Genomic DNA, 22512 nt, shown 5'->3' on the forward strand with positions numbered 1-22512 from the left:
GGGGATGTTCAAGCGCGGCGTTTGGTGCGTCGGTTGGTCGGAGCTGACCTGTTCAATTCACACTGGGGAGACAACGCGCCATGCGTGCAACCATCAAGAACTACATCGAGGCCGCCAAGCGCCGCCACGAAGAAGAGGGCGACGCCGAGGGTGGCTTCTCCCTCATCGAGCTCATTATCGTCGTCGTGATCCTCGGCATTCTCGTCGCCATCGCGATTCCCGTCTTTGGTTCGATCCAGACAACCGCTCGACAGAACGCGCTGTCGGCTGCCGCAGCGAACGCTGCCACGGCCGTGGCAGCCGCTATCGCGGATTCTGACGCTACTTCGACGCAGGCAGACGCGCTCACAAACGCGTCCGCTGGCGAGTTTGCGGTGGCGACCATCCCCGCTGGCTCTACATTCACTAACGTCGACGACATCTGTGTTCGAGCAGTGCCGGACGGTTCAGCGACGACTCCGTGGGCCCAGGCCGGTCCGGGTTGCACGGGCGCCGCTCACAGTTGGACGCCTTGATCTAGGTCTCACCACGACACGAGGGCCGACGCAAACGTATCGGCCCTCGTGTCATGATTGGCTCGGGGCTTCTGCCACTGGGGAGGTGGGCGGATGAGGGTTCGTGGTGCTGATGCTGCGGGGTTCAGCCTTGTCGAAGTAGTCATCGCGATGTTTCTGTTGGGCATCATCGCTGTGGCGATCCTTCCTGCTCTGTGGCAGGGAATCACGTACTCGTCACAGCAGTCCGCAGTCGCGACCGCGACTCGGCATCTCAACGGGCTCATAGAGCAGGCTCGCCAAGACGCCGCTTGTGGCCGCACCGTCCTGCGACCGGCTTCAGCTCCTCCGAGCGTCCCGGCCGATATTCCCGCCGTCCCGAACGCAGCGGCGTTCCTGGCGTTGAACTCTGCATGGAATGGGGTCGACTTCGAGGATGGAAAGGGCGAGGCATACACCGTCGTAGCTCACGGGGCCGTCGGCGCGGGCGGAGTTCGAGCTTCGTACGCCTGCGTGCCGAACGCGATTACAGAGATCGAACTTCAGGCGCTCGACTCGGCTGGGCGTGAGGTCGCGGTTGTGACGGCCAAGATCCTGATGGGCCCGTGATGCAGGCACCATCCTTGACTCCCTGCCACGAGGAATCCGGCCTCACCCTCATCGAACTCATCATCGCGCTGGTCGTGTCAGCCATCGTCGTCGCTGCTGCGGCGACAATCCTCGTGAACTCCTGGCTTGCCCAAGAGGATGTCACTTCCACCACCGAAGCGACGACCCGCGGCCAGCTGATGGGCTCAACGATCGAACGCGCCATGCGCAACGCGAAGGACTTCACCGTCGCGCCGAACGATGATGACGGAACCGAGTTGCGTGTTTGGACATCCCTGGGCGGCAGCCTCACCTGTCAGGGGTTTCAACTCGCCGTTGGAGAAGCGCGCATCGCTACGTCCTCTGGCAGTCTCCCCGTCGTCGGCAACTGGGGAGTTTGGGATGTGGGCGTCGCCAAGCAGGGATCGAAGCCCTTCCTTCAGCGGTCGGGTAATACCGTCACGTACAGCTTCGAACTCGCCACCGATTCGGCACCTGTGCCGATCTCCGGCCAGGCGAAGATGAGAACCATCAAGGACTCGGGAGAGGTTTCGCCATGCTGGCCATAGTCAGGCCCCCGCACCGACCCCGGCGTGATGAAAACGGCGCGGTGCTCGTCACGATCGTCATAGTGATGCTCGTCGGATTTGTGATCGCGAGCATCATCGCGGCGTCTGTGCTGTTCACGATCCGGGCCAATGGCAGCAACCGAAGCCAGACTCAGGCCTTCATCGCCGCCGAGTCTGGCCGAGACGTGGCGGTTGCCGCGATTCCGACATGTGCGGCGACCACGCACTTCATTGGCACCGCACCGACGTATGACACGACGATCTACAAGTCCGACACCGATGGCATCCGGCCGGCGACGTCCGACGGCTTGATCGAAGGGTGCCCTACGGCCGCGACGGATTACGTCGTGATCAAGTCGAAAGGGACGGGCCCAGACGGGTCGACAATGACCATCGACGCCGTCTATCCGTGGCAGGTCACGTACTCGCAGCAGCCGGGGGGAGTCGTCACGTACTTCTCCGGCGGATTCACAGCCGGAGTATCTCACTACACCGGTGACCTGGTGCTCCGCGACGGCGACTACACCTGCAACAACTCCGGGACGCTGACCGGCGACCTGTACGTCTTGGACGGCTACGTCAAATTCAGCAATGACTGCGTGATCCAGGGAGACATCTGGGCGGACGGCTACGTTGAGAATGGCAGCCAGAGCGCCCAGATCACCGGTTCGATTACTACAAATGGGTACGTGTCGCTGAGTGCGAACGGGTCGACATCCGTCGACGGCGACGTGAACGCGCTGGGTGACGTAACACTGACTGACCAGGGAAACAATGCGGCTTCTGTCGGTGGAGCAATACGCAGCCGGACTACGCCCAGCGTCGGATCTGATTGGACCGTGGGTGGCGTGGCGAACCCGGCGATCGCAGCGATTCCCGGCTTTACGCCAACGTTCGAGCCGACCCTGGACTGGCTCAAGGCCGCGACGAAGTGGATCGACCTGAACAACACGTCGAACTGGGGCGCCAGCCCGAGCGCCGCTTACCCGACACCGTGCAGTCTCCTGGCGAACAACGCCAACCCGACATTCAAAAGCGTTCTGGAGACGGTCGGTCCGAGATTGGTTCTCGACTTCACGAACTGCGGTGGTGGTGGCAACGGCCAGGTGACTATCGACATCGCACTGGAAAACGTGTCGCTGGTGCGGGACGCGGTATTCATCGTCAAGCCCAGTGCCACCATGAAGGTCGCCTTGACAGGGCAACTGTCGTCCACAACGGGCACACGCCAGCTGATGTTCATCCATTCCGACAGCTCGACCGCCTACACCAACGGCGAACCGGCGCCCGATTGCGGCAACGGCGGCAACGGCACAGGTATGAAGAACGACACGTTCAACGTCAGCGGCACGCAAACCGGAGACGTTCGCGTAATGGTCTACTCGCCCTGCGGTCTCACCGGGACAGTGACGTCGTCCTTCAGTGGTCAGCTGTACACGAACCAGAGCGTCAATCTGCACTCCGCCGGCAATATCCAAACGGCGTACACGTGCAAAGACATGTCGTGGTCTCCCTCCTTCGATCAGCTCGGATGCAAGATCAAGGGCTCTGGCGGGATCGGCCAGGCAACGATGGTCCAGAGGCTCGGCCAACTGGTCTTCCAGACAGAGCGCTAGCGGATGACGCCACTCACCATCTTCCTCGTCGTCGTCGCAGGGATCCTCGGACTCCTCATCGGATCGTTCCTCAACGTCGTCGCCTACCGCGTGCCTGCAAAGATCTCGCTGGTGCGCGAGAGTCGCTGCCCGCACTGCGACGCGGTCATCAAGCCGTGGCATAACGTTCCGGTGATCGGCTGGCTCGCCCTGCGCGGCAAATGCGCGAACTGCAAGGCCCCAATCTCTGCGCGCTATCCGATCGTCGAAGCCCTGACGGGCGTCACATTCGCGGTCGTGACCTGGTGGGGGCTCGCGGTCTACGCCCCTTCGACAGGCTCAGGGACCGGTGGGGGCGAGACGTTGGTGACGTACCTCGAGTCACCCGCCTGGGACGGTATCGTCTACCCGGCCGACGTCTGGACCTACGTCCTCGTGATCGTCGCGTTCCTGTACTTCGCGGCGATCTCGATCGTGCTGACGCTCATCGACCTTGACACGCACCGGCTGCCGAACAGCATCGTGCTGCCCAGCTACCTCGTGGCCGGCATCCTGTTCACCATCGCCGCCTGGCTGACCAACGAATGGGAACTGCTGCTGCGTGCCGCGATCGGCATGGTCGTGCTCTATGCGTTCTATGCGCTCCTGCGGTTCGTGCGCCCTGGTGGGATGGGCGGGGGAGACGTAAAGCTCGCCGGAGTCATCGGCATCTATCTCGGCTGGTTGGGCTGGGGAGCCCTCGCCGTCGGCGCGTTCGCCGCATTCCTCTACGGGGGAGTGTTCGGGCTCGCACTGCTGCTTCTGCGCCGCGCAGGGCGCAAGACCGCCATCCCGTTCGGTCCGTGGATGATCCTCGGCGCCTGGACCGGGGTGTTCGCCGGCGAAGCCGTCGGCCGGTGGTACGTGAATCTTTTCGTCGGCGCCTGAGCGCCGACGGTCTTGGGGAAGGGAAGATCATGGCGAAGACGATCGTGGGGCTGGAGGTGACCGAAGAGAGCGTCCGCGCTGCGGAACTCTCACTCGGTCGCAAGCCCCAGCTCATCGCGTACGGCGAGGTGCCGTTGCCACCTGATGCTGCGAAGGACTCGGAGGTGCTCGACGCGGGCGCCGTCGCCGTAGCACTCCGGCAGCTGTGGACCGGCGCGAGATTCAAGAGCAAGGATGCCGTGCTCGGCGTCGCCAGCCGCCGCATCCTGGTGCGCGAATACACGACCCAGGCGATGCGGCCCGATCTGCTGCGGGAAGCCTTGCCGTACCAGGTGCAGGACCTGCTGCCGGTTCCCGCCAGCCAGGCGGTGCTGGACTTCTTCCCGCTGTCGCAGCAGGGCGACCAGGTGTCGGGCCTGCTCGTCGCCGCCGTGTCGGAGAGCATCGAGCAGATCATCTCGACGCTCGCCAAAGTCAAGGTGCGCGCCCAGGCGGTCGACCTCGCCGCCTTCGGACTCGCCCGTGCCACGGCTTCACTCGCCGCACCGGACGAGGTCGTGGCGACCATCAACATCGGCGACCACACCACGCAGGTCGTGATCTCGCGCGGCGGCGTACCGCTGTTCGTGCGTCTGCTGCCCATCGACGTCGCGACCGCCGCAACGCGCCGGCACAACGCGGAGATCGCCGAGCCGGAACTCCAGCTCGCGGCCGCGACGGGTAACGGCGCCGGCGTCGCGGCTGCGGGACGCACCCGTGGCGCCATGCGCGCCGCCACACCCCCCGGAGCCTCCGACCTCGCCGCCCGCGTGCGCAGCACTCTGGCGTTCTTCGGCAGCCGATCCGGCGCCGCCCCGCTGACGCGAGTCTTCGTCACGGGGGCCGGTGCCGCAGTCGAAGGCGTGATGGCGGCGCTCACTGCGGCCATCGACACCCAAATGACCATCGTGTCGGCCGGCGACGTCGTCGCGATCGTAACGCCGCCGCCTGCCGGCGACGTGTCGCTGAACCTCGTCGGCACCATCGGTATCGCACTCGGGGAGGCCGGCCGATGACCGTCATTCCTGTGGCCGCTCCGGTCGCTGTTCCCGCACCCGTCCCGTTCTCGGGAGTACCCCGCGTCAACCTCATGCCGCGCAGCGAGGTCGTTCGCCGCGAACGCGACAAGCTGGTGCGCCTGTGGGTGTGGATCGTGCTCGGCGCCATCCTCGTCGCGTGTCTCATCATCGCGGGCGCCTTCGCCTTCAAATTCCTCGCCGACCAACGCTTGGCGGCTGAGCAGACACAGACGAACGCCCTCCTCACCGAGATCGCCGCGCTCTCCGAGGTCAGCCAGGCGCTGGCGACGGAGTCGGAACTGACCGACTACCGCACCGAGGCCATGGTCGCCGACCTCGCCTGGACGCCCGTGATCGCCAAGATCTTCGGCATCCTGCCAGCGGAGACCACCCTGACGGGCTTCGACTTCACCGTCGGTGGCGCCGCGCAGGGCGACGACCCGACCGCCGAGCAGGGCATCGTCGGCACCGTCACCATCGACAGCCTGACGCCGCTCGACATCGTCGCGATCATCCGGTCGCTCCGCGGCGTCGAGGGCGTGCTCTACGCCGACGGCCAGTCGGTGACGTCGAGCCAGGTCTCGGCGGATCGCTTCGCCTACCTGCTCAACGTCGAGTTCGACCAGACCGTCTACTCGAACGAGTACGCGGCCGAAGAAGGGAGCGAGTGATGCCCAAGCAGCTCGTCACCGTGCTTGGACTCGTCGCCTCGCTGGGCGTCATCGCCCTCGGCGTGTTCCTCGTCGCCCTGCCGCTGTACTTCCAGGCCGTCGGCGTCGACGCGCAGACTGCCACGGTCGCGAACACCAACGCGATCTTCCAGGCGCAAGTCGACAACCTCACCGCCGAGGCGGAGAACCTCGATCAGATCAACGCGGACGTCGCCGGACTGCGCTCGCAGATTCCCGCGAGCGGGCAGCTCGACGACGTCTTCGAGGTCGTCGCACGTGCAGCCGAGGCATCCGGAGTATCCCTCACCGCGATCACCGCCGGCGAGCAGGTCGCGTTCACGTCCCGCACAGGCGCGACCGAGGGCAATGCCGCTGTGGTCGCCCCCGCCCCCGAGCCGACGCCGGCGCCAACAGAAGGGGCGACCGACCCCGCGACAGGAACGACGGATGCCGCAGCCCCGGTCGACCCGATCGTCAACGCCGGGCGTCAGCAGGTCGATTTCGTGATCAGCGCGCAGGCGGCCGACATTGCCCAGGCCACCGCGTTCCTCGACGCGCTGCGCGCTGGACCCCGCCTGCTCAACAGCATCACAGCGACCACGACGCAGAGCGGCGAGGGCACGTTCGACGTGCAGATCTCGGCGCTGACCTTCGTGGACGCGGAAGGGTGACGGCCATGGAAGACCTGGACTTCGATACGCTCCTCGCGCGCGGCGCGCGCCACCGCGCGTCGGACGTGCACATCACCGCGGGCGCGCCTCCGCTGTTCCGTGTCGACGGCGACCTCGTGCCCGTGCCCGGCTACCCCGACGCGCTGTCGGAGGAGTGGGTGGAGCGCACGGCGTTTGAACTCATGGGCGATGGTCAGCGCCAGGAGTTCCTGGAGCACGGCGAGGTCGACCTCGCCCACGCCACGGCCGGCATCGGACGCTTCCGCACGAACGTGTACCGGCAGCTCGGGTCGATCGCGATCGCGCTGCGCTACATCCCCGACCGCGTGTACTCGCTCGAGGAATTGGGGGCTCCGGCGATCGCCCGCGACCTCGCGCTGCGCCCTCGGGGGCTCGTGCTGCTGACGGGCCCCACGGGATCCGGCAAGTCGACGACCCTCACGGCAATGGTCGACATCGTCAACCAGCTGGTGCCGGCGCACATCATCACGATCGAAGACCCGATCGAGTTCCACCACCAGTCCAAGCGCGCACTGATCCATCAGCGTGAGGTGGGGCGTGACACCAATTCGTTCGCCGAGGCCCTGCGTCGCGTGCTGCGACAGGACCCCGATGTGGTGCTCATCGGCGAGCTGCGCGACCCCGAGTCGATCTCGACCGCCCTCTCGGCCGCCGAGACAGGCCACCTCGTGCTCTCGACCCTGCACACCCAGGGCGCCGCAAAGAGCATCAACCGCATCATCGACGTGTTCCCCGCCGACCAGCAGCACCAGATCCGCACCCAGCTGGGCGACACGCTGCAGGGCATCATCAGCCAGACGCTGCTGCCGCTCGCGCAGACGAACGGCCGCACGATCGCCACCGAGGTGCTCATCAACACCCCGGCGGTCGCCAACATGATCCGCGAGGGTCAGGTCGCGCAGATCTACTCGGCGATGCAGGCGGGTTCGGAGCTCGGCATGCACACGCTCGATCAGGACCTGCGCCGCCTCGTCTCCGAGGGCACCATCGCCCGCAACGTCGCGATGGACTTCGCGGTCGACCCCAAGAGCCTCGACGGCGTCTACGTCAGGCCGCGGGAACTCGACGCCGAGGAGTGGGCGCACCACGCCGGCGAATGGCGGCAGGCGGATGCCGCGGCATCCGTCCCCGCGAATGCCGCCGCCGGAACGGGCATCGGCATGGGCTCGCGCTTCGGGTCGCCGACGGTGGGCGGCCGCGTCGACCCGACCGCACGCGACGTCGACTGGTCCGGCTCTGACGACGAGGCGTATCTGAACGATGCCGACTCGTGGGCCGAACTAGGCCTGCCGGCGCCCGAGAAGGAGGCCTGAGATGGCCGTCGTACAGGAGTTCGTCTACCGGGCCGTCGATCCGCGCGGCGGATCGGTCGTCAAGGGCACGATCGAGGCGGCCAGCGAGTCCGCCGTCACCGGCAAGCTCAAGGCGCAGGGGCTCACGCCCCTCGAGGTCACACTCAAGTCCAACACAGGGCTGAATCGCGACATCAAGCTGCCTGGAGCGACCAAGACCGTCTCGGCACGCACACTCGCCGTGTTCTCGCGCCAGATGGCCGGCCTCATCAACGCCGGCCTGCCGCTCATGCGGACGCTGGCGATCCTCATCGAGCAGACCGACGACAAGCGCCTGCAGCCCGCGCTCGTTCAGGTGCAGGCCGATGTCGAATCGGGCTCGTCGTTCTCGGCGGCGCTCGCGAGGCATCCGCAGACCTTCCCGCCCCTCATGCTCAGCATCGTGAAGGTGGGTGAGGCCGGCGGCTTCCTCGGCAGCGCCCTGACGTCGATCGCCGACAACTACCAGCGCGACGCCGAGCTGCAGAACAAGATCCGCGCGGCCATCACCTACCCTGCGATCGTCCTCTTCATCGCGATTGTCGGCGTGCTCGTCATGGTGACGTTCGTCGTGCCGATCTTCGAGGGCATGTTCAAGGGGCTGGGCAGCTCGCTGCCGCTGCCGACGCAGATCCTCGTGACCATCTCGAACAACATGTGGTGGATGATTCCCGCCCTCGTGCTCGTTGTGATCGTCGCGGTGATCTGGTGGCGCACCAATCGCCACACGCTGCAGTACCGGAAGGTCGTCGACCCCATCAAGCTGAAGATGCCGGTCTTCGGCAAGCTCACCACCAAGATCGCGGTCGCGCGCTTCGCGCGCAACCTGTCGATGATGCTCAACGCGGGTGTGCCGATCATCCAGGCGCTCTCGATCGTCGGACAGGCGTCGAACAACTGGAAGATCGAAGAGGCTGTGCGCGACGTGCAGGAGTCGATCCGTCAGGGTCGCTCATTCGCTGCACCTCTCGCGAAAGCCGACGTGTTTCCGGCGATGGTGCCGCAGATGGTCTCGGTCGGCGAGGAGTCGGGCACGCTCGTCGACATGCTGTCGTCGATCGCCGACTTCTATGAGGACGAAGTCGAGACCGCGACCGCGCAGCTCTCGTCGACCATCGAGCCGATCCTCATCGTGGGGCTCGGCATCGTGATCGGCGGCATGGTGATCTCGCTCTACCTGCCGATCTTCACCCTCTACGGCGAGCTCGCCAACCAGTAGCAGCGGGCGTTTCGTGGGGCCAGACGACTGCGCCAGATGCGGGCGTTTCGTCTCGCTCGTTCCTCGCTCGCTCAACGACCGAAACCCCGGTCGTTGAGCGAGGGAGCGGCAGCGACCGAGACGAAACGCGTCGGACCGCGAGTCTGCGCCGGGTGCGGGCGTTTCGTCTCGCTCGTTCCTCGCTCGCTCAACGACCGGGGGAGAGGTCGTGGTGCTCCGGGTCACACGGTGACGCGGAGCACCTCTTCGATCGTGGTGAGGCCCTGCGTGACCTTCGACCAGCCGTCCTGACGCAGCGACACCATGCCCTGCTCCAGGGCGACCTGGCGGATCTCGCTGCCCGTCGAACGGGTCACGACGAGCGTCTCGATCTCGTCGCTGAGCGTCATGATCTCGTGGAGTGCGACGCGCCCGCGGTATCCGGTGCTGGAGCAGGCGGGGCATCCCACCGCCTTGTACAGCTGCGGGGGATCGGCCGGGTCGTGCGGAAAGTCCAGACTTGTCAGCACTTCGCTCGTCTCGACGAGCGGCTCGCGGCACCGCATGCACAGTCGGCGCGAGAGCCGCTGCGCGATTACGGCCGACAGCGCGGTGGCGACGAGGAACGGCTCGCAGCCGATCTCGGTCAGCCGCGTGAGCGCTGACGGCGCGTCGTTGGTGTGGAGCGTCGAGAGCACGAGGTGACCGGTGAGGGCCGCCTCGATCGAGATGTTGGCGGTCTCGAAGTCGCGGATCTCACCCACGAGCACGACGTCGGGGTCGGAGCGGAGGATCGACCGCAGCGCCGTCGCGAACGTCAGGCCGGCGCGGTTGTTCACCTGTACCTGGTTGATGCCGCCGATGCGGTACTCGACCGGGTCTTCGACGGTGATGACGTTGATCTTCGGGTTCGCGATCGAACGGAGCGCCGTATAGAGCGTCGTCGACTTGCCCGAACCGGTGGGGCCGGTGGCGAGGATCATGCCGTGAGGCTTCGTGATCGCCTCGCGGAACCGCTTCTCGTTGGTGGGCGAGAACAGCAGGTCGCGCATCCCCATGGTCTGACCGGTGTTGTCGAGGATGCGCATGACGATCTTCTCGCCCCACACGGTGGGAAGCGTCGCCACGCGAAGGTCGACGGTGCGGTTCTCGTGCGTGACCGAGAGGCGGCCGTCCTGCGGCTTGCGCTTCTCGGCGATGTCGATCGACGACATGATCTTGAGGCGCGAGATGATGCCGTCCTGGATCGCCCGGTCGGCCTTCTGCATCTCGTGCAGCACGCCGTCGATGCGGAACCGCACGGTGAGCTGCTTCTCGCCCGGCTCGACGTGGATGTCGCTCGCACGGTCGTTGATCGCCTGCGCGATGAGCAGGTTCACGAAGCGGACGATCGGTGCGGTGTCGTCCTGCTCTTCGAGGCTCTCGGTGAAGGCGGTCTGATTCGCCTCGCTCGACTCCTCGATCGACGTCGAGAGCTCGCTGAGCTCCTCGTCTGAGCGCAGGAACCGCTCGAACATCTGCGTCAGCGCGTCCTCTGCGACGACGACCGGTTCGACGAAGAGATCGGTGATGCTGGCGACGTCGTCGAGGGCGACGATGTCGGTCGGGTCGAGCACGCCCACGGTGAGTCGTTCGCCGCGGAGGTCGACGGGAATGAGACCGTACTTGCGGCACAGATTGCCGGGTACCAGCCCGACCACGTTCGGGTCGAGCGGCATGTTCGCGAGGTCGACGTAGCGGTGCCCGGTGTGCAGGGCGATCGCCTCGGCGAGCTGCGCCTCGGTCACGAGCCTCGCGTTCACGAGTGCGCGCTGCAGCTCCGGTCCATCACCCACCTCCGCCATCGCGGCGGACACATCGGCGGCTCGTACGGCTCCGGTGAGCACGAGCGTCTGTGCAAGACCTCTCACGGCAATTCCCCAATCCCCACTCGACATACTATGTGCCGCACGTCAACCCTGCGCCTCACCCCGAATCGCACTCGATAGGGTGGCGCCATGGCGGACCTGATCGCGAGGCTGACGGCCTGGGCCCTGTCACTGCGACTGGTGCGGATGTGGCTGCACTACGCCGAACGCCGCGGTCCCATGCTGTCGGACAGCATCACCTACCGCTCGCTGTTCTCGGTGTTCGCCGGTGTCCTCCTCGGCTTCTCGTTCGCGGCGATCTGGCTCCGCGACAACCCCGCGGCATGGCAGTCGCTGGTGGAGGCGGTGGATGCTGCGATTCCGGGCCTCGTCGGCGAGGGCGGGCTCGTCGACGTCTCTGCCATCGAGGCACCGGCAGGGTTGACCGTCGCGGGGATCATCGCCCTCGTCGCCCTGGTCGGAGCGGCGATCGGCGCGATCGGATCGCTCCGGGTCGCCCTGCGGACCCTCGCCGACAGGGTGCACGACGACGTCTTCTTTGTCTGGGTGCTGCTGCGCAACCTGTTGCTCGCCATCGCCATCGGCGGCGGTTTCGTGCTCTCGGCGGGCGCGACGTTCGTAGGCACCTCGTTCGTCGGTGCGGTGCTCGACTGGGCGGGCATCACACAGGACGCCTTCGCGACCTTCGCGACCCGCAGCGTGTCGATCATCGTCGTGTTCCTGCTCGACATGGCGCTCGTCGCGCTCGCTTTCGTCACGCTGAGCGGCGTGCGGGCGCGTGCCCGCACCCTGTGGACCGGCGCTCTCCTCGGCGCGGTCGGACTCATCGTCCTGCAGCAGCTGTCGGGGCTCTTCGTCTCGGGGGCAGGGTCGAACCCCCTGCTCGCCACGTTCGCCAGCCTCATCGCGCTGCTGTTGTGGCTCAACCTGTCGGCCCAGGTGATCATGCTGGCGTCGACCTGGATCATCGTCAGCGAGCGCGAGCATGTCGATCGCGTGCGCGAGCGGTTCGGCTCGCCGACGTTCGTGCTGCGGCGGGTGCGGCAGGCGGAGGATGCCGTGCGCGTCGCCACCGAAGAGCTCGAGCACGCTCGCGCCGACGCCGAGAAGGAACGCGCCGCGCGGCAGAAGGCCGACGAGAAGGCCGCCCGCTCGAAGGCGAACGAGGGAACGGCCGGAAAGGAGCCCTCGTGAGCGCGCGCGTGCCGATCTATACCGCGGAGCAGATCCGCGCTGCCGAACGCCCACTGCTCGAGGAAGGGGTGCCGCTCATGCAGCGCGCCGCTGCCGCCCTCGCGGCTGTCGTCCGCGATGAGCTGGCGACGCCGCACATCGACCCGACGATGACCGGCGCGCTGGAACCCGTGGCCTCGGACGACCCCGGCGATCCACGCCCCCGCGTGCTGATCCTCGTCGGCAGCGGCGACAACGGCGGCGACGCCCTCTACGCCGCCGCCCAGGTGACCGACGTTGCCGACGTCGATGCGCTGCTCGTCTCCGACCGCTTCCACGAGGCGGCTCTGGCGGCTGCCGTCGGTGCGGGCGTGCGTCGGGTGGATGTCACCGAGATCGCCGACGTGGGGCGCCACTACACCCTCGTCGTCGACGGCATCCTGGGCATCGGAGCCTCGCGCGAACCGGCGCTCCGCGGCACCGCGCGGGAGGCGGTGACGGCGCTGCTCTCCATCGCGCGCAGCGGCGGGCGGATGCCGCGGGTCGTGGCCGTCGACATCCCGAGCGGCCTGCACCCCGACACCGGCGCCGCGGACGACGCCGTGCTCCCGGCATCCGTCACCGTCACGTTCGGCGCTGTGAAAGCCGGACTCGTGGGTGGACGCGGGCCCGAGTACGCGGGAGACATCGTGCTCGTCGACATCGGGCTCGGCGCGGCCCTGGCGTCCGCCGAACCGGCGGGCGAGGCATCCGTGTCTCGAGTCGTGGTGGCGCCGACCGGCTGAGAGCCGTCGCCCCAGACGCGGCGCCCGTCCTTCGCGGTGCTACTCGCCCTCGTCCCGCCCGCCGTTGTTGCCGGGGAAGTCGGGGGAGTCCTTGTCGTGCCCGAAGGCGTTGCCGCGGCCATTGTTCCCGGGTCCGTCGGCGTGCTTCTCGTCCTTCGCGTCGCGGTTGCCCGGGAAGTCGGGGGAGTCCTTGTCGTGCCCGAACGCGTTGCCGTTGCCCCGGCCGTTCCCTTCGCCCTCGTCCCCCTTGTTGCCGGGGAAGTCGGGGGAGTCCTTGTCGTGCCCGAACGCGTTCCCGCGCCCGTTGCCGGGTCCGTCGTCGGGTGCGACCTCGGTGGATACCGGGAAGACCTGCGGAAGCGGTGCGCCCGCCGCGACGCTCGGCACGACGATCGCGGCCGCAGCCACGACGGCGATCGCGGCACCCGCGAGGAGCAGTTTCTTCGAACCCATGACACACCTCGGTTTCCGGCGGCGGAGGCAGCCGGTGCCCGGAGCGTACCACCGCCGAGGCGCCCTGCGTAGGGCTGGGCTCAGCGGGCGTAGCGCGTGACGAACGTCCGCAGCATGCGGCTCGGGTGCGAGACCGCCGCCCGCCGCACCGCGGCGAGGGTGAGCTCGAGCTCGTCGGCGGCGAAATAGCCGTGGCCGGCGTACGCGTGGATGCGCGTCGTGATGCCCTCGACGTCGAGCTCGGGGTGGAACTGCGTCGCGTAGACGTTCTCGCCGACCCGGAACATCTGCACCGGGCATCCGGGCGAAGAGGCCAGCAGCGTCGCTGACGCCGGCAGCTGCGAGATCGCCTCCTTGTGTCCGACGAACGCCTCGAAAGTCTCCGGTATCCCTTCGAGCAGGGGATCGGATTCCCCGGCCGCCGTCGTCGTCACGGGCACCACGCTGATCGGCTCGCCGTGGCGGCGGTCGATCACCGCACCCTGGTGGGCGCCGAGCGTGCCGATGCCGTAGCAGGCGCCGAGGAACGGGAAGTCGCGTGCCACGACCTCGTCGAGCAGCGTCGCGAACTCGGCCTCGACGCGTCGCTGAGCCGCCGACTTCTTCTCGAGCGGATCCGACGCGTTGAACGGCCCGCCACCCACGAAGATCCCCGACAGGTCGTCGAGGTCGAAGCGCGGCATCGGCTCCGCCTCGAGTCGCACCCGCACGAGCTCGTCGGGCGAGAGACCGGTGTACCGCAGGAAGAGCGCGTACTCCTCGTCGGCCGGCCCGTCCTCGGCCCGGGTCGCAAGGAGGACGAACGGCTTCACCGCACCAGCCTACGTGCGCGGCGCAGGACGTTTCGTCGCGCTTCGCTCGCTCGACCGAAGTCCCGGTCCCTCTACCCGCGGTCGTTGGGCGAGTGAGCGCCAGCGACCGAGTCGAAAGGCGCCGAGCCGACGCGGTGCGCCGGGTGCAGGCGTTTCGTCTCGCTCGTTCCTCGCTCGCTCAACGACCGTTCCTTCACCCCGCGGTCGTTGAGCGAGGGAGCGCCAGCGACCGAGTCGAAACGCGCCGAGCCGACGTGGTGCGCCGGGTGCGGGGCGTTTCGTCTCGCTTCGCTCGCTCAACGACCGGTCCCTCGACCCGCGGTCGTTGAGCGAGGGAGCGCCAGCGACCGAGTCGAAACGCGCCGAGCCGACGTGGTGCGCCGGGTGCAGGCGTTTCGTCTCGCTCGTTCCTCGCTCGCTCAACGACCGTTCCTTCAACCCGCGGTCGTTGAGCGAGGGAGCGCCAGCGACCGAGACGAAACGCGTCGAGCCGACGTGGTGCGCCGGGTGCGGGACGTTTCGTCTCGCTCGTTCCTCGCTCGCTCAACGACCGGTCCCTCGACCCACGGTCGTTGAGCGAGGGAGCGCCAGCGACCGAGTCGAAATACGCCGAGCCGACGTGGTGCGCCGGGTGCAGGCGTTTCGTCTCGCTCGTTCCTCGCTCGCTCAACGACCGGTTCCTCGACCCGCGGTCGTTGAGCGAGGGAGCGCCAGCGACCGAGTCGAAACGCGCCGAGACGATGCACAGCGGCCGGGTGCAGGCGTTTCGTCTCGCTCGTTCCTCGCTCGCTCAACGACCGGGAGGACAGTCTTCGGAGTGTCCTCCACAGGTGAGGCAATCCGGCGGCACTCCACCGACTCGGTCGGTCGGCGTCTCGTCGGACAGATCCGGCGAGAGCATGCTCGCATGGCATTCGCATACGTGCTCCGGTGCGTCGACGGGACGTACTACGTCGGCAGCACGATCGACCTCTCTCGGAGGATCGAGCAGCACAACGCCGGATGCGGTTCCGCGTACACGCGGAGACGACTCCCCGTGGAGCTCGTCTGGTCTGCGGATTTCGACGGCATCGCGGAGGCGTTCGCCTGGGAGAAGCGGATTCAGGGCTGGAGCCACGCGAAGCGCGAAGCGTTCATCGAGGGCGGCATCGACGCGGTATTGGGCTGGAGCAAGCGCGAGCGCCTGCGACGCACCGACAATTGACGACCCGCCGTCGCGTTTCGTCTCGCTTCGCTCGCTCAACGACCGGTCCCTCGACCCGCGGTCGTTGAGCGAGGGAGCGCCAGCGACCGAGACGAAACGCGCCGAGCCCCCCGCGTGCGCCGGGTGTGGGGCGTTTCGTCTCGCTTCGCTCGCTCAACGATCGGGGGAGGTGGGAAGACGGATGCCCCGGCCCGGCGCAGTGCGCCGGGCCGGGGCATCCGTTCGCCCTTGTGTCAGTCGTCGGCGCTGAACGCGTGCGTCCAGGTCGACACCGCACCGGCGGCGACCGCGAAGCCGGCCTTCGGCACCGCCGTCACACGGACGTCCGAACCGGCGGGCACCTTGACGAGCGGCTTCTCGGCCTTCACGCCGTTGACGTAGTAGTCGAACGACGGGTCGGGCGCGACCACCACATGGTCGGATGCCGAACCGCTCGGGTTCACGAACTTCGGCTCGTGCGGGGTCGCCGCGGTCGTGCGAACCGGCACGTTCGCGAAGTCCATGTCGCTGGCGAGGTAGTAGCTCGTGTACGACGGCTGGTTGTAGGTGGTGTTTTGGCGGGCGACCTCGGCACGGTACTGCACGTCGTGCATCAGCGTCGGCAGCTTGTGCGCCGTCACCTCGCTGCTCGTGAAGATGCGCAGCGCGCTCGAGTCGGCGGTGCGCACGAGCAGCTCCTCACGCCAGTCGCCCAGCACGTCGGCGACGAGCGAGGGGTTGCCCTTCGTGCCGTTGTTCGTGCGGGTGCCGTCGGCGGTCAGCAGCCGGCCGCGCGTCCAGTCGTCGATCATGACGTTCTGGTCGCCGCTGCCGTTGACGATCTGCGTCGTGAGGTCGGCGGCCCAGCGGATCGACTGGTTCGTGCCCGGAATCGCCGAGCCGAGGATTCCTCCCGACGCGCTCAGCAGTCCCGAGGCCTCGGTGCCGCCCGGCATGCTCGCCCAGACCTCGATCCCGGGCACGTCGGCACGGACGTCGCCGATCATGCTGCGTCCCGTATCGCGGCCCGAGTACGCGCCGAACAGCACCTCGCCGGTGGCGGCATCCCTCATCGCCGACCCGTAGGGAGCGAACGTTCCGCCCTCGTGCGCGGTCCAGATCTCGAGGCCGGGACGGTTGGGGTCGATGTCGGTGACGTGCATCGCATCGCCGTGGCCGAGGCGCACGGTCTCGCCGGGGGCGGCGCTGCCGGCGGGCAGCTCGTCGAACGAGCTGTACAGCAGTCCGCCGTCGTCGTCGATCGTGGCCGCGCCGTAGACGATCTCGTGCTTGCCGTCGCCGTCGACGTCGGCAGCGCTCAGGGAGTGGAAGCCCTGCGTCGTGATGGTGCCGAACTCGGGGTCGGTGCCGTCACGGCCGTGAGGGCCGTCGTTGAACGGGTTGGTCATCGGCACGTGGCCGCTGTCGACGAACCAGCGGGTGCTGAGGTGCTCGCCGTCCCAGTCGTACGCCGCGATCGTCGAGCGCGTGTAGTAGCCGCGGGCGAAGACCGCCGACGGGTGCGTGCCGTCGAGATAGGCCACGCCGGCGAGGAAGCGGTCGACGCGGTTGCCCGGCTCGATGCGGGCCATCGCGTAGTCGCCCCACAGCAGGCCGTCGTCGTCGCGACCCGGCTCGTAGCGGACCGTCTCGAGCTCTTCGCCCGTCGCCGAATCGAACACCGTGAGGTACTCCGGCCCGTCGACGATGAAGCCCTCGAAGTTCGTGAGGTCGTTGCGGGCGCTCCGCGACGGAGCGTAGGTGGTGATGAAGTAGTCCACGAGCTCGGTGGCCGACGCCTCCGAGAGCGGGTACTCGTGCGCGATCGGGATGCCGAACGCCTCCTCGAGCGTCGCGGGCCAGTTGCCGGCGACGACCTCCGGGTGCTCCGACCAGCCTTCGAAGACCTCGATGAGGTGCGCGCGGTAGTCCGCGGCGCTCATGCGGTAGTCGTCGGTGTGCTTGTACCCGGCAGCGAGGTCTTCGGCGAGCATGGTGATGTTCACCGGCGCCTGCGCCGTGCCGTCGGCGTTGTAGCGGGTGGAGGTCGTGCCCGGTGCCGTCTTGAGCATCGTCTCGGACCGGCCGTCGCCGTCGAAGTCGTAGACCATGAACTGCGTGTAGTGCGCGCCTGCGCGGATGTTGACACCCAGATCGATGCGGTTGAGCAGCGTGCCGTCGAGCTCGTACGTGTCGACGTACACCGGACCGGTGTAGCCCTTCTGCGACACGTCCTTCGAGTTCGACGGATCCCACTTCACGACGAACTCGTACGCGCCGTCGCCGTCGACGTCGGCCACCGCAGCGTCGTTCGCGGAGTAGGTGTACGGCTCGCCGGCAGGAAACGCCACACTCTTCGGCGCGACGCCGTCGGCGGGCTTCTGCAGCGGCAGGTCGTAGAACCCGTCGCCCCACACCGACACCGGTGCGGACTGCTCGCCGGTCACGTCGTGCCATGCCGGGGCGACCGTGTAGACGGATGCCGCAGACCCGGCCGGATCGGCATAGTTCGTGCTGTCGTCGACCGTGGCGATGCGCTCACCGTCGCGGAACACCGCGAACGACGGGCCGCTGACACCGCTCTCGGTCGACGGTCCCGCCTCGGTCGCGAGGAGGCGCCAGCTGAGGAACACGCCTTCGCCGGTCGACACCGCGACCAGGCCGCGATCGAGCGCTTCGAGCTGGGCCCCGGCGGGTGGGACCTCTTCGGCCAGCGCCGGTTGCGCCAACCCCAGGCTGAGCGCGCAGGCCGCGGCGCCGGCCGTGACTGCGCGGATGCAGGTGTTGCGGAGGTTCATCGTCGAATCGCTCTCCCGAGTCGGTGGCCGCGTGGGGTGCGAGCCGTGCGTCGTTGCAAACGTAGGGAATACGTTTTCCGCAGCGACGGTAACCCCGATGCGCGGGTCGGGTCAAGGATTCGGGCGAGATTATTGGAACGATTTAATGCAGGATGGCCCGTTTCACCGGGCGCGAGCCTTTCGACTCGCTTCGTTCGCTCAACGACCGAAGCCCCCGGTCGTTGAGCGAGGAGCGCCAGCGACCGAGACGAAACGCGTCGGACATCGCGTGTGCGCCGGGTGCGGGCGTTTCGTCTCGCTCGTTCCTCGCTCGCTCAACGACCGGGGAAGAGCTTCGGTCGTTGAGCGAGGGAGCGCCAGCGACCGAGACGAAACGCCTCGGACCTCGCGTGTGCGCCGTGTGCGGGCGTTTCGTCTCGCTCGTTCCTCGCTCGCTCAACGACCGGGGGCGTGTGCGGGCGTTTCGTCTCGCTCGTTCCTCGCTCGCTCAACGACCGGAGGCCGAGGCATCCGTGATCCGTGTCTTACGAGGCGTAGGTGACGAGCCCGAGCTCGACCGGCGACACCAGCTGCGGGTGCGTCGGTCGCACGCGGACGGTGTACCCGAAGGTGCCCGTCACCGTGAGCGGCAGCGTGCCGGTGAAGGTGCGCACCCCGTCGACGCCGTCGGCGGGGGAGAGGCGGTGCACGGAGTGCTCGCCTGCGAGCGCGTCGTCCTCGTCGGTGCGGCCGTACAGCAGCTCGACGGCGACGTCGTCGGGCGAGAGCCCGTCGAGGCGGACGTCGGCGCGGACCTCGAGCGCATCGCCGGCCTGCGCCTGCGCCGGGATGCCCGAGCTGTCGACGCTCGCGATCGAGATGCGGCCCCAGGCGCTCCGGACGCGCCCGACGAACGCGGCGACCTGGCGCGCCTGGGCGAACCCGTCGGCGCGCAGCGCCACGTCGTGAGCGGCAGCCGGCACGTACAGTCGCCGGACATAGTCCTGCACCATGCGGTCGCTCGTAGCCTTCTTGCCGAGCTCGGTCATGGTGTGGCGCACCATGCTGAGCCACGCGGTGGGGATGCCGCCCTCCCGCTCGTAGAACTTCGGCACGAGCTGGTGCTCGATCAGGTCGTACAGGGCGGCCGCCTCTGCATCGTCGCGCTCTTCATCGTTCGCCGCGGTGTCGGCGGTGGGTATGGCCCAGCCGTTCTCGCCGTCGTACCACTCGTCCCACCACCCGTCGAGGATCGACAGGTTGAGCGCGCCGTTGAGCGCGGCCTTCATGCCGCTCGTGCCGCACGCCTCGAGCGGGCGCAGGGGATTGTTGAGCCAGACGTCGCAGCCGGGGTACAGGTCTTTCGCGAGGGTGATGTCGTAGTCGGGCAGGAAGACGATCCGTCCGCGCACCTTCGGATCGCGGCTGAACCGCACGAGCTGCTGGATGAGGATCTTGCCCGAGTCGTCGGCCGGGTGCGACTTGCCGCCGATGACGATCTGCACGGGGCGCTCGGGATCGGTCAGCAGTCGTGTGAGCCGCTCGGGATCGCGCAGCATCAGCGTGAGCCGCTTGTACGTCGGCACGCGTCGCGCGAAGCCGATCGTGAGCACCTCGGGGTCGAGCAGATCCTCGACCCACGATGGCGTGTGCCCGTTGCCGATGGATGCCGCGACCCGCCGCCGCGCCTCCGCGACGAGCCCGCCCTTCATCTGCTGACGCACGCCCCAGAGCTCGGCATCCGTCACGGCCGCACGGTCGGTCCAGTCGTGCGTGTCGGTGTGCGCGTCGCCCCACGCCCGCTCGCTCACGGCCTTGAGCGCAGGGTGCACCCAGGTCGGAGCGTGGACGCCGTTGGTGATCGACGTGATGGGCACCTCGGCGGTGTCGACGCCGGGCCACAGCATGCCGAACATGCCGCGGCTCACCTCGCCGTGCAGCACCGAGACGCCGTTGGCGTGCTGTCCGAGGTGCAGGCCGAGGACGGCCATGTTGAAGACCCCCTGGTCGCCGCCGTCCCACGTCTCGAGGCCGAGCGCGATCGCGCGGCCGGCGTCCAGACCCTGGAAGAGCCCGCTCGTGAGGAAGTCCGCGATGAGCTCGCGAGAGAAGCGGTCGATGCCGGCCGGCACGGGAGTGTGGGTCGTGAAGACCGTGCCCGCTCGCACCTGCGCCAGGGCCTCGTCGAAGTCGAGGCCGTCGTGCATGATGAGCTCCGACATCCGCTCCAGACCCTGGAATCCGGCGTGGCCCTCGTTCGTGTGGTAGACGTCCGGACTGGGACGGCCGGTGAGGTCCGAGAAGGCCCGCACCGCCCGCACGCCGCCGACGCCGAGCAGCAGCTCCTGCAGCAGGCGGTGCTCGCCGCCGCCGCCGTACAGACGATCGGTGACGCGGCGCATCTCGTCGGTGTTCGACGGCGTCTCGGAGTCGAGCAGGAGCAGGGGCACGCGGCCGATGTCGGCAACCCAGACGCGCGCATGCAGGCGACGGTCGCCCGGCAGGTCGAGCGCGATCTCGACCGGCGCGCCCGCGCGGTCGCGGAGCAGCGTCAGTCCGAGGCCGTACGGATCGAGCAGGGGATAGGCCTCGCGCTGCCAGCCGTCGTCGCCGATCGACTGGCGGAAGTACCCGGCGCGGTAGAAGAGGCCGACGCCGGTGAGCGGAACGCCCAGGTCGGACGCGCTCTTGAGGTGGTCGCCGGCCAGGATGCCGAGGCCGCCGGAGTACTGCGGCAGCGAGCCGTCGACGCCGAACTCGGGGGAGAAGTAGGCGATGTGCACCGGCTTGTCGCCCTCGAGCCGCTGGAACCAGCGGTCGCCGCCGAGGTATGCGGTGAGGCGCTCATCTTCGTCGCGAACGCGGGCGACGAATTCGTCGTCGCGGGCGAGCTCGTCCAGGCGCGTCTGGCCCAGGGCACCCAGCATCCGGGCGGGGTTGGCGCCGATCTCCTCCCACAGGGCGGGATCCATCGACGCGAAGAGCGCGTGGGTCGCGCGGCTCCACGACCAGCGCCAGTTCGAGGCGAGGCGATCGAGCGGGGCGAGGGGTTCGGCCAGCACAGGGCGGACCGTGAACGTTCGGATGGCCTTCACGCTCGCGATTCTAGGGGCACAAGCTGGAAGCGCTTGCACGGATGCCTCTGCACGGACCGGAACCGCGTAGGTGCACCGCCACCCGCCGACGCACCGAGCCGCCGTCGCCTGACATGTCTCGTTTCGATCCGCAAGGTGCGGGTCGGTGCGCGGCACCGGGGCTACGCTGGGGCCCATGGCCATCGCACGACTGCACGGAGGCCCGCTCGACGGGCAGCTCCTCCCGCTCGAAGACCCCGACCTCGACCGCCTGATCGTCCCCTACAGCGAGACGCAGGTCGTCTACGAACGCAAGGGCGCGCCCGAGAACACGGGCGACGGCGATGGGCCCACCGAGGCCGAGTTCTGGTTCATCGAAGCCGAGGACGACATCGATCCCTACAGCGACACCGCACGTGAGCGCCGCTGACCAGCACCCCGCCGATCCCACCGGCCCGACCCGCTCTCTCGAGGTCGAGCTGAAGTTCGACGTCGACGACGACACCCCGCTGCCCGACTGGTCGGGACTGCCGGGGGTGTCGTCCGTCGGCGCGGCCGAGCAGCGCGCGCTGGACGCCGTGTACCTGGACAGCGACGACCTCGCCCTCGGGCACGCCGGCTATGCGGTGCGCCGACGTACCGGCGGCCCTGACGAGGGCTGGCACATCAAGGGTCCGCGGGCGGCCGGCGGCGGTCGTGTCGAGCTGCACTGGCCCCTCGGCACGGACGAGCGGATTCCGGATGCTGTCGCCGACGCCCTCCCGGCGGCAGCGACGGCCGCGTCGCTGAGCCCCATCGCGCGGATCCGCAACCAGCGCACCGCCTACGCCCTGCAGGACGCCGAGGGGGGCGTCGTTGCGGAGTTCGTCGACGACCGCGTCCGGGCGATCGACGAGCGCGCCGGTGTGGAGCGCACCTGGCGCGAATGGGAGTTCGAGCTCGGACCGGCAGCCCCCGCCTCGGCGGACGACCGCGCCGTGCTCTTCGCCGCTGCCGAAGAAGCCGTGCACGCCGTCGGCGGCCGGGAAGCGGCATCCGATTCCAAGCTCGCCCGCACGCTCGGCGCCTGAGGAGTCGTCGCGCGTTTCGTCTCGCTTCGCTCGCTCAACGACCGTTGAAGACGCGTTTCGTCTCGCTTCGCTCGCTCAACGACCGGTGGAGAGGCGTTTCGTCTCGCTTCGCTCGCCCAACGACCGTTGAAGACGCGTTTCGTCTCGCTCGCGCGCGACGGAACGGGGCTCCCGGTCGTTGAGCGAGGAGCGCC

At 68.2% G+C, this 22512-nt stretch carries 20 protein-coding genes; 15 read left to right on the plus strand and 5 right to left on the minus strand.

All coding sequences use genetic code 11. From position 1 onward, the window contains the following. Positions 1-80: 80 nt before the first annotated feature. From ABG085_RS07680 to ABG085_RS07725, 10 genes are all read left to right on the plus strand, one after another. Positions 81-515, plus strand: a complete 435-nt coding sequence (locus ABG085_RS07680) for a type II secretion system protein (protein ID WP_347978806.1) — start codon at positions 81-83, stop codon at positions 513-515. Between the two features lie 93 nt (positions 516-608). Beyond that, entirely contained in the window at positions 609-1103 is a 495-nt protein-coding gene (locus ABG085_RS07685) for a type II secretion system protein (protein ID WP_347978807.1), read from the plus strand. After that, positions 1103-1651 (plus strand): prepilin-type N-terminal cleavage/methylation domain-containing protein, encoded by a 549-nt coding sequence (locus tag ABG085_RS07690; RefSeq protein ID WP_347979141.1) that lies wholly within the window; start codon positions 1103-1105, stop codon positions 1649-1651. The genes ABG085_RS07685 and ABG085_RS07690 overlap by 1 nt, the downstream gene beginning before the upstream one ends. Next, positions 1639-3267: a hypothetical protein gene (locus ABG085_RS07695; protein WP_347978808.1), complete on the plus strand. Its 1629-nt coding sequence runs from the start codon at positions 1639-1641 to the stop codon at positions 3265-3267. The genes ABG085_RS07690 and ABG085_RS07695 overlap by 13 nt, the downstream gene beginning before the upstream one ends. 3 nt (positions 3268-3270) lie before the next feature. Continuing rightward, positions 3271-4173, plus strand: coding sequence for a prepilin peptidase (locus ABG085_RS07700; protein WP_347978809.1), 903 nt, complete (start codon positions 3271-3273; stop codon positions 4171-4173). 29 nt (positions 4174-4202) lie between these two features. Next, positions 4203-5228 (plus strand): pilus assembly protein PilM, encoded by a 1026-nt coding sequence (gene pilM, locus ABG085_RS07705; protein ID WP_347978810.1) that lies wholly within the window; start codon positions 4203-4205, stop codon positions 5226-5228. Further along, a complete protein-coding gene (locus ABG085_RS07710; RefSeq protein ID WP_347978811.1) occupies positions 5225-5902 on the plus strand; it encodes a hypothetical protein in 678 nt (225 codons plus the stop codon). The genes pilM and ABG085_RS07710 overlap by 4 nt, the downstream gene beginning before the upstream one ends. Further along, positions 5902-6573, plus strand: a complete 672-nt coding sequence (locus ABG085_RS07715; RefSeq protein ID WP_347978812.1) for a hypothetical protein — start codon at positions 5902-5904, stop codon at positions 6571-6573. Before ABG085_RS07710 ends, ABG085_RS07715 begins: the two co-directional genes overlap by 1 nt. A 5-nt stretch (positions 6574-6578) precedes the next feature. Next, positions 6579-7907, plus strand: a complete 1329-nt coding sequence (locus ABG085_RS07720) for a type IV pilus twitching motility protein PilT (protein WP_347978813.1) — start codon at positions 6579-6581, stop codon at positions 7905-7907. 1 nt (position 7908) lies between these two features. Beyond that, positions 7909-9144 (plus strand): type II secretion system F family protein, encoded by a 1236-nt coding sequence (locus ABG085_RS07725; RefSeq protein WP_347978814.1) that lies wholly within the window; start codon positions 7909-7911, stop codon positions 9142-9144. Positions 9145-9365: 221 nt separating this feature from the next. Here the strand turns inward: ABG085_RS07725 and ABG085_RS07730 are convergent, their stop codons facing one another. Beyond that, positions 9366-11033, minus strand: coding sequence for an ATPase, T2SS/T4P/T4SS family (locus ABG085_RS07730; RefSeq protein WP_347978815.1), 1668 nt, complete (start codon positions 11031-11033; stop codon positions 9366-9368). Between the two features lie 87 nt (positions 11034-11120). Between ABG085_RS07730 and ABG085_RS07735 the strand changes: the two genes are divergently transcribed. Next, entirely contained in the window at positions 11121-12185 is a 1065-nt protein-coding gene (locus tag ABG085_RS07735; protein ID WP_347978816.1) for a YihY/virulence factor BrkB family protein, read from the plus strand. Beyond that, a complete protein-coding gene (locus ABG085_RS07740) occupies positions 12182-12949 on the plus strand; it encodes an NAD(P)H-hydrate epimerase (protein ID WP_347978817.1) in 768 nt (255 codons plus the stop codon). The genes ABG085_RS07735 and ABG085_RS07740 overlap by 4 nt, the downstream gene beginning before the upstream one ends. A 39-nt stretch (positions 12950-12988) precedes the next feature. Here ABG085_RS07740 and ABG085_RS07745 read toward each other — a convergent pair whose 3' ends face one another. Beyond that, the gene (locus ABG085_RS07745; RefSeq protein WP_347978818.1) at positions 12989-13402 is read right to left on the minus strand and encodes a hypothetical protein; all 414 of its coding nucleotides are present in this window, start codon (positions 13400-13402) and stop codon (positions 12989-12991) included. Positions 13403-13482: 80 nt separating this feature from the next. Continuing rightward, on the minus strand, positions 13483-14214 hold the full coding sequence (locus tag ABG085_RS07750; RefSeq protein ID WP_347978819.1) for a glutamine amidotransferase: 732 nt from the start codon (positions 14212-14214) through the stop codon (positions 13483-13485). A 907-nt stretch (positions 14215-15121) separates the two neighbouring features. Here ABG085_RS07750 and ABG085_RS07755 point away from each other — a divergent pair. Then, entirely contained in the window at positions 15122-15418 is a 297-nt protein-coding gene (locus ABG085_RS07755; protein ID WP_347978820.1) for a GIY-YIG nuclease family protein, read from the plus strand. Between the two features lie 233 nt (positions 15419-15651). Here the strand turns inward: ABG085_RS07755 and ABG085_RS07760 are convergent, their stop codons facing one another. Next, entirely contained in the window at positions 15652-18195 is a 2544-nt protein-coding gene (locus ABG085_RS07760; RefSeq protein WP_347978821.1) for a rhamnogalacturonan lyase, read from the minus strand. Positions 18196-18719: 524 nt separating this feature from the next. Further along, a complete protein-coding gene (glgP, locus tag ABG085_RS07765) occupies positions 18720-21269 on the minus strand; it encodes an alpha-glucan family phosphorylase (protein WP_347978822.1) in 2550 nt (849 codons plus the stop codon). A gap of 175 nt (positions 21270-21444) precedes the next feature. Between glgP and ABG085_RS07770 the strand changes: the two genes are divergently transcribed. Together ABG085_RS07770 and ABG085_RS07775 are read left to right on the plus strand one after the other, a co-directional pair. Beyond that, entirely contained in the window at positions 21445-21678 is a 234-nt protein-coding gene (locus ABG085_RS07770) for a response regulator (protein WP_347978823.1), read from the plus strand. Next, positions 21665-22318 (plus strand): CYTH domain-containing protein, encoded by a 654-nt coding sequence (locus ABG085_RS07775; RefSeq protein WP_347978824.1) that lies wholly within the window; start codon positions 21665-21667, stop codon positions 22316-22318. The genes ABG085_RS07770 and ABG085_RS07775 overlap by 14 nt, the downstream gene beginning before the upstream one ends. Positions 22319-22512: the final 194 nt, after the last annotated feature.

The organism is Microbacterium sp. ProA8 (assembly GCF_039905635.1).
GTDB classification, from domain to species: domain Bacteria; phylum Actinomycetota; class Actinomycetes; order Actinomycetales; family Microbacteriaceae; genus Microbacterium; species Microbacterium chionoecetis.